The sequence below is a fragment of the Aureibaculum koreense genome (assembly GCF_034296135.1).
In the GTDB taxonomy this organism is placed as follows: domain Bacteria; phylum Bacteroidota; class Bacteroidia; order Flavobacteriales; family Flavobacteriaceae; genus Aureibaculum.
The window spans coordinates 38,081-53,686 of record NZ_JAXKVV010000025.1; the positions used below are offsets into that span (position 1 = coordinate 38,081).

The following is a 15,606-nucleotide window of genomic DNA, read 5'->3' on the forward strand; positions in this document are numbered from 1 at the left end:
TTGTAAAGATTACTATTATAGTGAATTAAGAGCCATTACAGCTATCCTGTTTTGGCTTTTTTTATTTTTCAAAAAAACTAATGGAAGATCCTATCCAACTATCTTTTGTAAGATGCGAAACGTTAATAAGCTCGCCTTTACTCATTCGGGTGAGGTTGATAACGGGTTTTAGTTTTTCTGTATCTTCATCCCAAATGTATAACATTCTCAATTCCACCTTCGAATTTTTTTCGGTACTGGTCTTAACTAAAGGGGAATAATTAACCTTTTGCTGAAGTATATAATTCTCTTTATCTCTAATCTCATTTAAGGTTTCTTGGGTGGGATGCAAATTAATTCCTTTTCCCGCAAAAGAGAACAGCGGTTTTAGTACATAATTGCTCAACTCTAAATCAGAAGGATAATCGTTCAAATAATACGATTTAGGAATATATTTATGCTTTAGCAATGGCATAATACATTTAGAGATCATGAAGAACCAATCAGGATGCGTGACCCATTCTACATCTACATCATCATTAAGATTTAAATCGGTTTTTAAATTTTTTGTTTGCAACAGTTCGTCCAATATTACGCGATTATAAATCCGATGAATTGGTGTTTTTTCACCATTGTTTATATAAAATAATTTTTTGCCTTCTTTAATAACTTGAGTCATACAAACTACTTCAATACCCAATGCTTTTTTGGTTGCCCAAAAATCAATTCTAGTTTTTTGTTTTTCGGGATAAAGTTCCATTAAAATAACATTTTCAGTTTTTTTATCTCCTAGAATGACTTTTCTTACTTCCTCTAAATAACTTTTATCATTGAGGTTACTAAAAAAATAATGAAATCCCTCTTTGGGGATGTTAGGATAATGTCTTAAAAATGCTTTTCCCAAAAAAGGTTGATAAAAGAATAGGGTAGGGAAAGCCTGTAATTCAATTAATTGAGGTATAATACCACCGTTTCCGTCATCACAGAGTCCAAAATCAATTGCTAAAAAATGGGGTTTCCCCATTGGTGTTGGCGACTGTATACTTTTTGGAATAAATTTTTGTCTTACTTTGTCAAAATCTATATCCCATAATTGGTCTATAATAGCATTACAGGCATCAAAGATTTTACTTTTAAGCTCCCGATCAATAAATACTGGAGTTTCAGAAATGCGAAATGCACATTCCTCTCCAAAAGTATCTGCAACATCTAGCTGTAGTTTTTCGTAATATTCTTCCTTATAATTACTATTAAAAGCGTTACGAAAGTTGGGTATCATACAGATGTTAATTTTGATTGTTTAATATTTTCGGCCGCCATTTCTAAAAAACGTGGAATAATTATACTGTTGGTTCTTAAAATTTTATCTTCATCATTCAGTCGGTCTATCATTCTTAAATATTTCTTTTTACCATATTTTTTGATTACAATTTTACGTTTTTCCTCCTGTTGAAAATAACGTGTCATTCCTTCGGCATCAGCTTCTGGATGAAATTGGGTGCCGAAAATTTCTTTTGTAAACCGTATTGCCATTACGGCCCTTTCCAATGGTACGTGCGGTCTAATTTTCTCCCTACACAAAATTTTACCTTCTAAACTGCTCAATTTCCATTCCTTGGGCATAACTACTTGATAATCCCTTGAGTCTACGGCATAAAAAGGATCATCTAAACCTTCAAATAGCGGTTCGGAAAAACCATTTTCGGTTTTGTGAATCGGTAAAATACCAAAAGAGGTTGACCTTCTTTTTGTTACCCTGGCAATATCCCAATGCAAACATGCCAGTTGAAATGAATGACAGATTAAAAAAAGATGTTTTTTATGATGATTGAATAAATTATGGCTTAAAATGGTATCAATTAAAAGTAAATAATCTTTTTCCCATTTTTCTCCTGATAATTTTGGTGAACCAGGACCACCTGAGGAAACAAAAATATCATAATCTTCAAGCTTGGGAATTTCTCCTTTAACCCTTACCTCAAAAATATCGTAATTTCCTTTAATACCGTCTTTGGCCAAAAACTGACCAACCAACATGTTGATACAACGCATACCCTCGTTAGGTTGACCCGCATTCATATCTAAGACAGCAATTTTATATGTATTGTACATTCTTTTTCTTTATCTAAATAATTTTCAACAGCTACGTATAATGATTTTGACTTCTCAAAATTTTGAGGTGCAATTGAAAAATACACACCCCTAACCCCTCTAAAGAGGGGAACTTTTTTATAAACCTTTTGCCGTTTCCTCTACAATGTATTTAACTACTTCTTTTAAATCTCCTGTTTCTTCAAATACTTTAAGTTGTCTATCGGCACCTGAACCTTGCTCTAACATTTGATAAACAAAATTCACTTCAGTTCTACATCCCAATTCATCAACAACATCATCAATAAACTCCAATAATTCTTCAATCAAACTATTAAAAGGAACTTCCTCTTCTTTACCAAAATCAATAAGTTTGGCTTCTATCCCCCAACGTGCGGCACGCCATTTGTTCTCATTGATTAAAATACGCCTGTAAGACCTAAAACTTTGATTTTTTGAATGTAATTTGCTTAATTTAGCTATTATACATTGCATAATTGCGGCAATACATACTACTTCGTCAACGGTCATTACCATATCACAAACCCTAAATTCTACGGTAGGGTAGAAGGGATGCAAACGAATATCCCACCAAATTTTCTTGCCATTGTCTATACATTTGGTTTTAACCAAAATATCAACGAACTTATCATATTCCGCAACACTCGCAAAATAAGGTGGAATTCCCGTTCTTGGAAATTTATCGAATATTTTAGAACGGAACGATTTAAACCCTGTTTCCCTACTTTCCCAAAAAGGGGAATTGGTAGAAAGTGCATATAAATGTGGTAAAAAATAACGGGCTACATTCATAATGTGCAAACCATCATCTCTATTGGGTATGGCAACATGCACGTGCATACCGAAAATAAGATTGGAACGGGCTACATCTTTCATTTCGGCAATCAACTCATCATAACGTGGATTGTCAGTAATTAACTGTTCGCTCCAATGTGAAAAAGGATGTGTACCAGCAGCTGCGACCTTTAAACCCTCCTGTGCCGCTAAATCAATAATTTGTTTGCGTAAATAAGAAACTTCATCTCTGGCTTCTTGAATGTTTTCACAAACATTGGTTCCCATTTCTACAACGGACTGGTGCATTTCTTCTTTGATGCGTTCCTTTAATAAAACTTTTCCACCTTCTAAAATTTTTGACATTTGAGAACGGAGTTTTAAGGTATCACCTTCCAAAATTTGAAATTCCTCTTCTATGCCCAGTGTGAATTTATGCATGTTTAATGTTGTAGATTAATAGTCGATTTATAACTTTTCACTATTTTTTCTTGGGTGTTGTTTGAGGTTTTGCCACTGTTTTCGGTTTCGTAACTGTTTTTTTTACAGCCGTTTTTGTATTAGCTTTCGCTTTTGGTTTTATCACTGCTTTTTTTGATGAGGTTTTTTTGTCTGTCGCAACTTTTATTTTTGGTGCTGCTTTTTTCGTAACTACCCTTTTTACTTTAGTTGATGTATCCTTACCTTCTTTTTTAGGACTTGCTTTTGTCGCTTTTTTAGGTGCAGCCTTTTTAGTCACCGTCTTTTTTGTTGAGCCAGCTTTAGCATCTTTTTTAACGGCCATTTTTTTATCTTTTTTAGCCTGAGTTACCGTTTTTAATTTAGAGGTTTTTCTTTTTGGCTTTTCTGGAGCTACGGCATTTTTTAAAAAGCTACCCCAAGATGTGTTGTTTTGCTTTGCTTTATGAGCAAGTGCTTTTTCAACAGCTAATTTGGCCGAATGCTCAACGATCCAATCAAAATTGGTCTGACCAACAGAATTAATGTCAGCATCTGGTGCTGGATTACAAAAATCGATTGCGTAAGGTACACCGTTTCTAATGGCAAATTCAACTGTATTAAAATCATACCCTAAAGCCTTATTTAGCTTAATGGTATAATCATGAATGGTTTTCATTAATTTTTTATGTTCTTCACCTGTAGTTTTTGGTTCGGTAACATATCGTAAATGAGGCTCGTTTCTAGGCTCATACGGCATAATATGCACATATTTTTGTCCTAAGCAATACACACGGTAATAATCGTCAAAAATAATTTCTTCTTGAAGCATCATTACCAATTGTTCAGTTTCTCCATGTTTTTGAAACAGATCATCTGGATTGTCAACACGATATACACTTTTCCAACCGCCACCAGCATGAGGTTTCATATAAGCAGGAAAACCGATATAGTTAAAAATATAATCCCAATCTAACGGAGCTTTTAAATTTCTGAATGATTGTTCGGTAGTATCATCTGGCCTTGCATTAGAAGGCAATAAAATAGTTTTAGGCACCGGAACACCAATTTGCAATGCTAAACAGTTATTAAAGAATTTTTCGTCCGCACTCCACCAAAAAGGATTGTTGATAACCGATGTGCCCATTAATGAGGCATTCTTTAAATATGCACGATAAAAAGGTACTTCTTGAGAGATTCTATCGACAATTACGTCATATCCATAGTCTATACCTTGTTGTACTTTATCAATTTGTACCGCTTCGGCAACAACTTTACCATTGCCCAATTCGTTAACTCTATCTATAAATGCCCATGGGAAAGTATCTTCCATTCCGAACAATATTCCAACTTTTTTTACCATAATATTTTATTTATTTTAATTTTTAAGTCATTCCCGCTAATGCGGAAATCTTTTTAATGTTAATTCAGTTTATTTTTTAAATATGTTTTTAATTAAAATTGGTTATTTTAAAAATATTTTTCAACATATTCGGGAAAAACCATTTTCCACAATGGCCAATCATGTTCTATCCATTTTTTTTCGTCATACCAATAGGGTATCCCTTTTGATTCTAATATACCTGCCATATTCTCGTTTTTAGGTTTGCAGCTATCCCAATCGGAAGTACTTAGCACTATGTGCATGTGGTTGTATTTCCATGATTCTTCATCTACCATAAATTCATTGGGGCAGTTAAAGTAAATACGCATATCGTCAGAATTTGGTGTAAAGTTTCTAATATTAAATACACCAGATAAAGAGAATAAATGTGAAATTACATCGGGAAACCTAAAAGCGGTATTGGCCGCATGGTATCCGCCGAAACTACATCCCGCAACGGCCAGTCTATGGGTATTGCACTCGTCTTGTATATATGGAATCAATTCGTTTTTGAGAAACTGCATATATAGTTCATAGTTGTGAATTTTCACCTCAGAAGGCAGATCATCTGCATAAAAACTTAACATATCAATGGTTTCTACATTATAAAGCTTTATTCTACCCTCTTCAACATATTTCATAACCGACCCATTTAATCCAAAATCACTATTTTGGGTAAATTTTCCTCCCGAAGATGGAAACATTAATATTGGATGTCCCCAATGCCCTGTAACTTCAAGATTAATATTTCTATTTAATGTATTTGAATAGTATTGTGTATGCTGTACTTGAGCCATAGGTTGTTTAGTCTTTCTCTGTTAAATATAAATAAAAATGTTAAATAACAACAACATTCGGCGGCAAAATTAATTTATTTTATGGTTCTGTATCATTTAATTTTTATTTAATCGTTAATATTGCACACTTTAAATAGAATAATGAGCTTTAACATAGATTTTATAAGTTTAAAGGGAGATATTTTTTCTAAAAACCTAGGTAGAAAGGTTAAGTTCCGTTTAATGGCACCTGGAAATTATAGAAATACGCAAGAACGTTTTCCGGTTTTGTTGATGAACGATGGTCAAGATTTTAAGACCTTGGATTTGGAGAAAACTATTTCTGATTCCTATTTTAATAGAAAAGTAAGATCGTTTGTTTATGTAGGTGTAGAAACCAATGAAAATAGAATACATGAATACGGAACGGCATCATCAGGTGATTTTAAAGGTAGAGGCAAAAAAGCTGTAAATTATTCCAGATTTATTATTGAGGAATTTATCCCATTTTTAAAGGCAGAGTATAAGGTATCATACAATAGTGAAGATTGGGTCTATGCAGGCATGTCTTTAGGCGGACTTTCAGCTTTTGATATTGTTTTCAACCATCCACAGCATTTTAGTAAAGTAGGTGTTTTTAGCGGTTCTTTTTGGTGGCGTAAAAAAGCGTACGTAAAAAAGGATTTAGCCGATAGAAGCAGAATTATTTTAGATGTTATAAAAAATGGAATTTACAGTCCACATTTGAAATTTTGGTTGCAAGTAGGAACTTTAGATGAAAGTGCCGATAGAAACAATAATGGTATTATTGATGCTATCGACGACACAAAGGATGTTATAAAGGAATTGGTTTTAAAAGGATATACCGAATCAGGAGATATTACATATGTTGAAGTAATTAATGGTAAACACGATTTGCCCACTTGGGGCAAAATTTTTCCTGAATTTATAAGATGGGCTTTTGGAAATGAAGTAAAACATATTCTACAGCCTGAAAATTATTTTAAAAAAGCAAACTAAATAAAAAAACCCAAAACTTAATAAAGTTTTGGGTTTATAATTTCCACTTGTTTTAATTACATAGCTTCAACGGGAATTGACAATTTTGCTTTTTCCCAAGCAAAAATTATTTCATCATCCATTATACCATAAAATAATTGTTCTTGATTTTCATTACCAAATTCTGGAGTAATATCTACACGTAAAGCATCGTCACTTTCTTTGTAGTCATAAGCACCCCATGCATCATTTTTAGTATTAAAAATGATAGTCCAATCCCCATCTTTTTTGGGAATGATAAAGAAGCCATATTTACCAGCAGGTAATTCTTCTCCAGCTATCATTACATCGGTATCGAATGACATAGTTGTGTTTTTATCAGCTCCAGCTCTCCATACTTTATCGTATTTTTCAAGACCGCCCCAAATGGTTCTGCCTTTTACGCTTGGTGCACTATAATCAATTTCTATCTTTACACCATCAATAGTGCCGCTGGCCTGTTGTCTAGGACTTTTTTGGGCAAAACTTATGGATGCCACTAAAGTAAACAGGAATAAGAGTTTTAATTTTTTCATTTTTTGAATTGTTTAATTAGATATTAATTTTGTTAATTCTTACCGTAATAAGATATAATTTTCATCTTGAATTACCTCTCCTTTGGAGAGGTCAAAAACTACTTTTTGGTAGTTTTTGGGTGAGGAAAAAATAAAATAATAAAATGTTTTTAACATTTTATTATTTTATTTAGACCACTCCGCAATGGACTCCTTGTTCATTTTTATATAATTATCATTACCTTCTCTTTCCGCAACTTCCAATGATTTTTTAGCAGCTTCAATAGCACCTTTTTTATCGCCTAATGCGGCATGGATCAATGATTTTTCCCGCATCATCCAAAATGCATTTTTGTTCATTTCAGTCGCTTTTGTTGACCAAACCAACGCTTGTTTTAAATCTTTACCCGAATTTCGGTAATAGCTTGCCGCACTATGATAATCATTTGCACTTGGCCCGCTCATCACGTTTTCAATACTCTTGGCTGCAATGGCATCAGTTGGAACGTTGAATTTAACACCAATATAGGTTTTTTCCCACATCATTCCCAATACTGCGGAATCATCGGTTAGATCATCAAAAGAGATTGTAAAAGTTTCAATTGGCATTGGAATAGGAAACGGTTTAACAGAAGTTTTCAAAGCTACTTTACTGTCGTCCCAATTTCTTGGAGCCCCGTTACCTGCATGCTCTGTGTAGAAATATACTTCCCAAGATTCAGGGTTGGGTTTAGTAAAAATTGCATAAGTGCCTTTTTTTAAGGTATCACCATCTATGGTAACATCATTGCCAAAGGTAATTTTTGTTCTGGCATTGGCACCAGTACGCCAAACTACATCCCAAGATTCTAATCCTCCGAAAATTTTTCTTCCTTTCATAGAAGGTCTTGAATATTCTACTTCAACATCTGTCAACCCAACAGTTTGCATCACTTTAGAATATGGGCTAGGGGCTGGTGTTTTGATTTGAGCAGTAATGCTCATCGTACCTAAACATAAGAATACGATTAAAAGTTTTTTGTAGTTCATAATTGTTATTTAGATTTATTTAAGTTAATAGTTGTTAAAGATACTAAATCCTAACGTTAGTAAATTTCTTTAACAAAATTTTAACTATACTTTCTTTTTCTAAGAAAAGTAAAAATAAGTCCGAAAATAGCTAAAACTACCAACGGTAAAACAACATTTATTAGTTGCCAAAACGTTCTTTCGGTATAGGCTTTTTCTTTATCTAAAAATTGTAATTGAATTTTTTTGTTTCGCAATTCTAACAATCCTGAATCATCCAATAGGTAATTAATGGTATTCATTAAAAATTCAGCGTTTCCGTAACGGACACCTGTATATTTATCAACACCCAATTCAATAGGCTGCCCCTTTACCAGTTCATTGGCGATAATATCGCCATCGGCGATAATAACCATTTTGTTGGTTTCGCTTTTTTCTTTAAAAATAGAGGTATCAAATGGTTTTACCCGATTTGCATACGCGGAAGTAAACTCACCTTCCAACAAAACGCCTAGAATTTGAAAGCCGTTATTGTAATCTTTTTTCTCAGGTTTTTTCTCAATATCCGCTAACGAAACAATTACGGGTGTACCAACAGGCTTTGAAACCTCGGAACTCTGCAAAAGAACGGTTTTTTTAATGTTGTTCTTTAAGGTATCGATGGTATTGGCAAACCTTAAATTAACAGGGTCTACACCTTTTGTAATAGGATGATCGTTTTTTGAAGTTATAAAAGGATGGTAATGCCAAATATAATCTTTAAACTGGGTGTTGTTACCCACATTACCATCTGCCAATCTAATTGTAGAGCTGTATGCATCCCTAATTAAATCATAGTTTATTCTAACGCCGTAATTGAAAAGTAAATCGGTCAGACCCAAGTCTTTATTATAAGCTAAACTTTCGCCAGTATTGGTTAGGCTATCCAATTCCGCTGTTACATTGTCTATCAACCACAATGTTTTACCTCCGTTGGTAATATATTGATCCAACACAAATTTTTCTTCTTCAGTAAATTTTTCTTCTGGTTTTGCAATTATTGTCAAGTCGTATTCGGTAAGCTGTTCTAATGTATTTTGTGGTTGTTTTGCTACCGAATCTAAAGTAAATGGCCCCAATTTATAATATTGATTTAGTTGACTTAAAAAACTAGCCAGATAAATGTCGTCCAATTCGCCATTGCCTTTTAATATAGCAATGGACTGATTTTTTTCTTTAACAACCTTGTGGATAGCTTCAGTAAAGGCAAATTCCAGATTTTCAATGGAATTTTGAAGTTGCTCCTCCTGATTGTCCACCGAAACATCTACCAATAAATTAATATTTTCGGTTTTACCTTTATAAGTTATGGTTGCCCAAGGAAAAATAACAGCTTCAGACAATTTACCATCTTCTTGAACGGATAATCGGCTAGGTTGTAAACCTTGTTTTATTAGTTCTTCTGCCGTATCCAAAGGATCTATAAATCTATATTTTATATTATTATTAATGGCATAAAGTTCTTCTAAATGTTGTCTGGTTTCGTTTTGTAATCGTTTAAATTCAGAAGGGAAATCGCCTTCTAAATAAACTTTAATAATGGCGTTTTCTTCTAAACTGTCTACAATATTTACAGTGGTTTCTGATAAGGTATAGCGTTTATCTTGTGTAAGGTCTAAGCGTTTATAAAATTTATTTGCCAGAAAATTTGCAGCTAATAAAGTAACAACTAAAATGATTATTTTAGGAACATCATTTTTCATTCTGCATCTAATTTTAATCGAGTTAGAAACAAAAAGAAAATGGTAACGGATAGAAAATAAACAATATCCTTAGTATCTATAACTCCTCGGCTAATGCTTTTAAAATGGTCGTACATACCAAAACTTCTTAGAGATTCTGAAATGTTCATATCTGCCAAGGCTTCAAATCCATAAAAGATAAAAAAGGAAATAAGCACGGCAATTATAAATGCCACAATTTGATTATTTGAAAAAGTAGAAGTAAAAATGCCAATAGCCGAATAAGCACCCGCAATAAACAAAAGCCCAATATAAGACCCAACAGTAGTGCCAATGTCTAAATTATTTGATGGATTGCCTAGTTTTAAAACACTGAAAGCATAAATAAGTGTTGGGATAAGGGCCAATATAATTAATGTCAAAGCCCCAAAAAATTTGCCTAATACAATTTGCCATTTACTTATCGGTTTGGTTTTTAAAATTTCAATAGTTCCTAATCTGAATTCATCAGAAAAAGTCCGCATGGTAATGGCGGGAATTAAAAACAGAAAAAACCATGGAGCTATAAAAAAGAAACTATTTAAGTCGGCAAAACCTGCATTAAGAATATTGAAATCACCATTAAATACCCATAAGAACAAACCGTTAATCACTAAAAACACAGCAATTACCAAGTACCCAATGGGCGAGGCAAAAAATGAGTTGAGTTCTTTTTTTAAAATTGATAACATAGATTATTCCCTTGTTTTGGTTATTTTAAGTTTAAATTCCTTTAAAACACCCCTAAAGTCCCCTCAAGGGGACAATACTTATAATAAAATTTACTTGTTTTTTCATTTATTTCACATCCTTCTGCGGTCTTCAAACTTTTTCATCTAATATCTCACCTCTAAAGTCTAATATCTCTCCAAACTCCATGCTTCGGGTCTATCGTTAAATAAGACCTTGGTTTTGGCCCAAACTTCATTAAATAGATCAGAATTTCTATAATTTTCTAAATCTTGTTCGTCCTTCCAATGACTATAGGTAAAAAAGATGTTTACATTATTTTTATCTCTCAAAAGTTCCAAATGACAACAACCTTCAGAATTTCTTATTTTTGTTTTATGGACCTTAAAAGTACTTAAGAATTCTTCAATTTTATCCGCTTTAAAACTCATTTTTACTATTCTTATCAACATTTTATAAAAATCTTACAGTTATCGAATCCCTATAATCCAATCCCAATAGTGTAGAAGCACCACCAACTGATTTTAAATTACTTTTATATATGGCAATTTCCAAATAATCCGAAGCATTAAATAATGCCAATTTTTCACCATCATATTGTCTTTTTTCTTGAGGGACTTCAAAATTTATAATTTCATTGTACTTTTTAAATACTTTTTTAAAGTTATAATGCCTTGCACTTACTTCAAATGGGCGGCCTTTACCCACATCATTAAATAACTTTTGGGTGATATTACAAATTACATTTCCATAATTGTCGATGTAAATTATTGTACCTACAATTTGGTTTTGCTCCTTATTTATATAAGGATAGACTTCGTTTAATTGCTTAAATTCATTAATAGGTTTCCCTATTACTTCTAGGGTGCTGCCCCTAGCAATATGACAAGCCACTTTTACAAAAGCGGAAGAGCTTGTTAAGGTGTTGTGAATGGTTATTTCAACCATTTTATCAGGTTTAATTTCTGAGGCTATCATAGAAATAACACCATTGTCAGCACAAATAAAATAATGGCCATCTAAGGCAATGGCAATATGTTTGTTTTCAACACTTAGTTCTGAATCAACATCAATTATATGAATACTTCCCTTCGGAAAGTTCCTATAAGCATTTTTTAAAATATATGCCGTTTCGGTTATATTGAATGGGGTAATTTGATGTGAAACATCAACCACTTTGGCGTCGTTAAGCTCACTATAAATAGCACCTTTTATAGCACCAACAAAGTGGTCTTTTGTACCAAAATCCGTAGTTAACGTTATTAAAGACATTTGTTGATTACTTATTGAAAAATAGCGTGATTAATAACCTTTTTAATTGTTAAATTTGTATTGCAAAACTAATCAATATCTTATGGATAACCATATTATTTTTGAGCAGTTTTAGATAATCATAAAAATAGTTGTAATTTGAACGAAAGAATTATAGAATTAACGGAAATAAGTCCAAAAGATTTTTTTGGAACCCATAACAGTAATATAGAACAGCTAAAAAAATACTTTCCAAAAATTAAGATAGTTGCCAGAGGTAATAAAATTAAAATTTATGGTGAAAAAGAATTACTTGACGAATTTGAAAAACGTCTTGAAATGCTTATCAACTATTTTAATAAATACAATAAGCTAGACGAAAACAGTATCGAACAGTTGTTGACTTCTAACGGTACCCCTCAAAAAAGTGGTAAAAAAAATGGAGATGTTTTAGTACATGGAGTTGGGGGAAAATTGATTAAAGCCCAAACGGAAAACCAACGAAAAATGGTTGCCGATATGCAAAAAAACGATATGCTTTTTGCTGTTGGGCCAGCTGGGACAGGAAAGACCTATACTGCAGTTGCACTTGCTGTTAGTGCTTTGAAAAACAGAGAGGTAAAGCGTATTATTTTAACTAGGCCTGCGGTAGAGTCAGGTGAGAATTTAGGTTTTTTACCAGGCGATTTAAAGGAGAAATTGGACCCGTACATGCAACCACTTTATGATGCTTTACGCGACATGATTCCTTATGAAAAATTAGAAACTTATATACTGAGCGGTATTATCCAAATTGCTCCTTTGGCTTTTATGCGAGGTAGAACTTTAGATAATGCTTTTGTAATATTAGATGAGGCTCAAAACACTACACACGCCCAAATGAAAATGTTTTTGACCAGAATGGGAAAAAACGCCAAATTTATTATAACCGGAGATCCTGGTCAGATTGATTTGCCTAAACGACAAGTATCTGGCTTAAAGGAATCTATTTTAGCATTAAAAGATATAGATGGTATAAGTATTGTCTATCTTGATGATAAAGATGTGATACGCCACAGATTGGTTAAAGAGATAATAACCGCCTATAAAAGTATAGAAACGGAATAAATAAATCTTCAGTCGGCAGTTTACATTATTCGGTAAAATCTTAAATATCATGTCTATGAACACTATTAACCATACAAATTTTAATTTTCCTAAACAGAAATCCGTTTACCGCGGAAAAGTACGTGAGGTTTATAATATTGATGATAAACTTTTGGTAATGATAGCCACAGATAGGCTTTCGGCTTTTGATGTGGTATTGCCAAAACAAATTCCGTTTAAAGGTCAAATATTAAATCAGATAGCAACGAAAATGATGGATGCTACAGCCGATATTGTCCCAAATTGGCTTTTAGCAACACCTGACCCAAATGTGGCTATTGGTCACCTTTGTACGCCATTTAAGGTAGAAATGGTAATCAGGGGCTATTTATCAGGACATGCAGCGAGAGAATATAAATTAGGTAAAAGAATGCTCTGTGGGGTTGCGATGCCTGAGGGCATGAAAGAAAATGACAAGTTTCCAGAACCTATTATAACCCCGGCAACCAAAGCCGAAGAAGGCGACCATGATGAAGATATTTCTAGAAAAGACATCATTTCAAAAGGAATTGTAAGCGAATCGGATTATGTAGTGCTGGAAAGTTATACAAAAGCCCTTTTTAAAAGGGGAACTGAAATTGCTGCTAAACGTGGTTTGATTCTAGTGGATACCAAATACGAGTTTGGCAAAACCAGTGATGGAAAAATTGTTTTAATTGATGAAATACATACCCCCGATTCTTCGCGTTATTTTTATAAAGATGGCTATGAAGAAAGACAGGCTAGGGGTGAAGCTCAAAAACAATTATCAAAAGAATTTGTAAGACAATGGTTAATAGCCAACGGATTTCAAGGTCTGGAGGGGCAAAATGTTCCAGAAATGACAGATGCTAAGGTCTTAGAAATTTCCGAGAGATACATAGAATTGTATGAAAATATTACCGGAGAAACATTTGTAAAATCTGATACTGTCAATATTATAAATAGAATTGAGAATAATATAAATAATTATTTGAGCAAATTATAATATACTTAATCATAATCATTTAAAATCGATCAAATCCCAATTTTTGTTAACATTAAATCAAAATAAAGCACGCATATTTATGTTATAGTACCGTGGTGGAACGGTAAAGCATAATATATTGAATATTAAAAATAATGCTTGTGGTTTATGAAGGGATAATTTATGATTAAATTCAAAGAGCATATAAAGTTATTTAAGAGTGTTTATCCAAGGTATCTTACATTATTGGTTTTGATACCGATTTTTGTTGGATATTTTGTTGATTTCTCGGTATCTAATAAATGGTACGAATTATTTGTAAGTATAATTTGGCTTCCGTTATTTACAATTCCCTATCAATTAACAGGAAAAAAGATTTTTTATAAAATAGCGGTTGTTTTATTTTTTGTTATCGGTCTTTTGGAGATTGCACACTGGCTAGTGTTAAAAGGTCCCGTTACCATTGCCAGTTTAGTGGCATTTTCAAATACTAATTATGATGAAGCTACTGAATTTTTAAGTGTAATTCGTTTAAGATCAATTATACTGGTACTTCCTTATTTCATATTGTTTTTACTTGCTTTAAAATCGCCCTCACGAGTTTATAATTCAAATTACAAATATTTATTGATGTTATTGGTAGGCTTTATAATTGGAATGTATTTTTATTACCCTATTGATAGGTTTTTAGTAAGACTGACACCAAACTTTGTTAGAGTTTCACATGCTTTTTCAACCGAAATGAAAGATTATCGTAAAGCCTTAAAAAACAACAGTTTGAAAGAAGTTGATGCCGTTCGGACCATGAATAATGATAAGCAGCTCTTTGTCTTAATAATTGGTGAGTCGGCCTCTAAAAACCATATGTCATTATATAATTACCACAGAGATACCAACCCCAAACTAAAATCTAGAGAAGATATTATTATTTTTAATGATGCGGTATCAGCATACTCATATACTTTAGCAGCAGTACTTTCAATGATAACCAATTCAAATGTGGAGAATGAGTTGGATTATGATATGAGAGTGGATTTAATAGATATTTTCCATGCTGTTGGATTTGATACGTATTGGATTTCCAATCAACCTCCCATTGGAGTATCTGAAAGTTTGATCAGTGCAATAGGTTACAATAAGGCCACAAATTCTACATTTGTAAATTTAACAAGCAATTCTACTTACGAAAGTGATATAAAAAGTTCTTATGACGAAAAATTATTAAAACCATTTGCCAAAGCTTTAAAAGATAAAGCTTCAAAAAAACTTATTATTTTGCATTTACTGGGTAACCATATTAAATATTATAGTAGATATCCAAAAAAATTTAATGTTTATAAAGGTGACGGTGTTAAAGAAAGAATAATTGCCCAATACGATAATTCTATTTTGTACAATGATTTTATATTGGACAGTATTTTTGATATGATTAGTAAACATAGTATAGAGAATCCAGATTTGATTGCTTCTTCCATATATACCTCTGACCATGGTGAAAATGTATATGACGAATTGGATTTATATGGTCATAGTTACATAAAATCAATACCCAAGTCTAATGTTGAGATTCCATTTTTATTATGGATGTCTCCTTCTTTTAAAGCGATGGATTCCGAACGTGTAGAAATTATAAAGTCAAATGTAAATAAACCATTTATGGTAGATGATTTATACCATTTCTCTTGTTAATTTACTCAATTATTTGTAAATTGCCTTATGGCAAAACAAATAGACTTACACATTAAAGAGAGTGAATCAGAACTAAAGGCTCTTATGAATGCTCAAAGCA

Annotated in this window: 15 protein-coding genes; 4 read left to right on the forward strand and 11 right to left on the reverse strand. The window is 32.7% G+C overall.

The window, feature by feature from the left end; all coding sequences use genetic code 11:
• Positions 1-61: 61 nt before the first annotated feature.
• From UMM65_RS15425 to UMM65_RS15445, 5 genes are all read right to left on the reverse strand, one after another.
• Positions 62-1,258, reverse strand: coding sequence for a hypothetical protein (locus UMM65_RS15425; RefSeq protein WP_321977836.1), 1,197 nt, complete (start codon positions 1,256-1,258; stop codon positions 62-64).
• Complete coding sequence (locus UMM65_RS15430) at positions 1,255-2,091, reverse strand: type 1 glutamine amidotransferase (RefSeq protein WP_321977837.1); 837 nt, start codon at positions 2,089-2,091, stop codon at positions 1,255-1,257. Before UMM65_RS15430 ends, UMM65_RS15425 begins: the two co-directional genes overlap by 4 nt.
• Positions 2,092-2,208: 117 nt before the next feature.
• Positions 2,209-3,306: a carboxylate-amine ligase gene (locus tag UMM65_RS15435; RefSeq protein WP_321977838.1), complete on the reverse strand. Its 1,098-nt coding sequence runs from the start codon at positions 3,304-3,306 to the stop codon at positions 2,209-2,211.
• Positions 3,307-3,346: 40 nt separating this feature from the next.
• The gene (locus UMM65_RS15440) at positions 3,347-4,666 is read right to left on the reverse strand and encodes a hypothetical protein (RefSeq protein WP_321977839.1); all 1,320 of its coding nucleotides are present in this window, start codon (positions 4,664-4,666) and stop codon (positions 3,347-3,349) included.
• Between the two features lie 107 nt (positions 4,667-4,773).
• Positions 4,774-5,484, reverse strand: coding sequence for an alpha/beta hydrolase-fold protein (locus UMM65_RS15445; RefSeq protein ID WP_321977840.1), 711 nt, complete (start codon positions 5,482-5,484; stop codon positions 4,774-4,776).
• A 141-nt stretch (positions 5,485-5,625) separates the two neighbouring features.
• Between UMM65_RS15445 and UMM65_RS15450 the strand changes: the two genes are divergently transcribed.
• Complete coding sequence (locus UMM65_RS15450) at positions 5,626-6,483, forward strand: alpha/beta hydrolase (RefSeq protein WP_321977841.1); 858 nt, start codon at positions 5,626-5,628, stop codon at positions 6,481-6,483.
• A gap of 56 nt (positions 6,484-6,539) precedes the next feature.
• Here the strand turns inward: UMM65_RS15450 and UMM65_RS15455 are convergent, their stop codons facing one another.
• The 6 genes from UMM65_RS15455 to UMM65_RS15480 all read right to left on the reverse strand — a co-directional run bounded on the left by UMM65_RS15455 (position 6,540) and on the right by UMM65_RS15480 (position 11,746).
• Entirely contained in the window at positions 6,540-7,037 is a 498-nt protein-coding gene (locus UMM65_RS15455) for a DUF2911 domain-containing protein (protein ID WP_321977842.1), read from the reverse strand.
• Between the two features lie 165 nt (positions 7,038-7,202).
• Positions 7,203-8,045 (reverse strand): DUF2911 domain-containing protein, encoded by an 843-nt coding sequence (locus tag UMM65_RS15460; RefSeq protein WP_321977844.1) that lies wholly within the window; start codon positions 8,043-8,045, stop codon positions 7,203-7,205.
• An 80-nt stretch (positions 8,046-8,125) separates the two neighbouring features.
• Positions 8,126-9,766, reverse strand: coding sequence for a gliding motility-associated ABC transporter substrate-binding protein GldG (gldG, locus tag UMM65_RS15465; RefSeq protein WP_321977845.1), 1,641 nt, complete (start codon positions 9,764-9,766; stop codon positions 8,126-8,128).
• Complete coding sequence (gene gldF / locus UMM65_RS15470) at positions 9,763-10,476, reverse strand: gliding motility-associated ABC transporter permease subunit GldF (protein WP_321977846.1); 714 nt, start codon at positions 10,474-10,476, stop codon at positions 9,763-9,765. The genes gldG and gldF overlap by 4 nt, the downstream gene beginning before the upstream one ends.
• Positions 10,477-10,641: 165 nt before the next feature.
• Positions 10,642-10,926, reverse strand: coding sequence for a putative quinol monooxygenase (locus UMM65_RS15475; RefSeq protein ID WP_321977847.1), 285 nt, complete (start codon positions 10,924-10,926; stop codon positions 10,642-10,644).
• Between the two features lies 1 nt (position 10,927).
• Complete coding sequence (locus tag UMM65_RS15480) at positions 10,928-11,746, reverse strand: SAM hydrolase/SAM-dependent halogenase family protein (protein ID WP_321977848.1); 819 nt, start codon at positions 11,744-11,746, stop codon at positions 10,928-10,930.
• Positions 11,747-11,884: 138 nt separating this feature from the next.
• Here UMM65_RS15480 and UMM65_RS15485 point away from each other — a divergent pair, with 138 nt between their 5' ends.
• The 3 genes from UMM65_RS15485 to UMM65_RS15495 all read left to right on the forward strand — a co-directional run bounded on the left by UMM65_RS15485 (position 11,885) and on the right by UMM65_RS15495 (position 15,506).
• Positions 11,885-12,832 (forward strand): PhoH family protein, encoded by a 948-nt coding sequence (locus UMM65_RS15485; protein ID WP_321977849.1) that lies wholly within the window; start codon positions 11,885-11,887, stop codon positions 12,830-12,832.
• 55 nt (positions 12,833-12,887) lie between these two features.
• Positions 12,888-13,838: a phosphoribosylaminoimidazolesuccinocarboxamide synthase gene (locus UMM65_RS15490; protein ID WP_321977850.1), complete on the forward strand. Its 951-nt coding sequence runs from the start codon at positions 12,888-12,890 to the stop codon at positions 13,836-13,838.
• A gap of 162 nt (positions 13,839-14,000) precedes the next feature.
• The gene (locus UMM65_RS15495) at positions 14,001-15,506 is read left to right on the forward strand and encodes a phosphoethanolamine transferase (RefSeq protein WP_321977851.1); all 1,506 of its coding nucleotides are present in this window, start codon (positions 14,001-14,003) and stop codon (positions 15,504-15,506) included.
• Positions 15,507-15,606 lie beyond the last annotated feature (100 nt).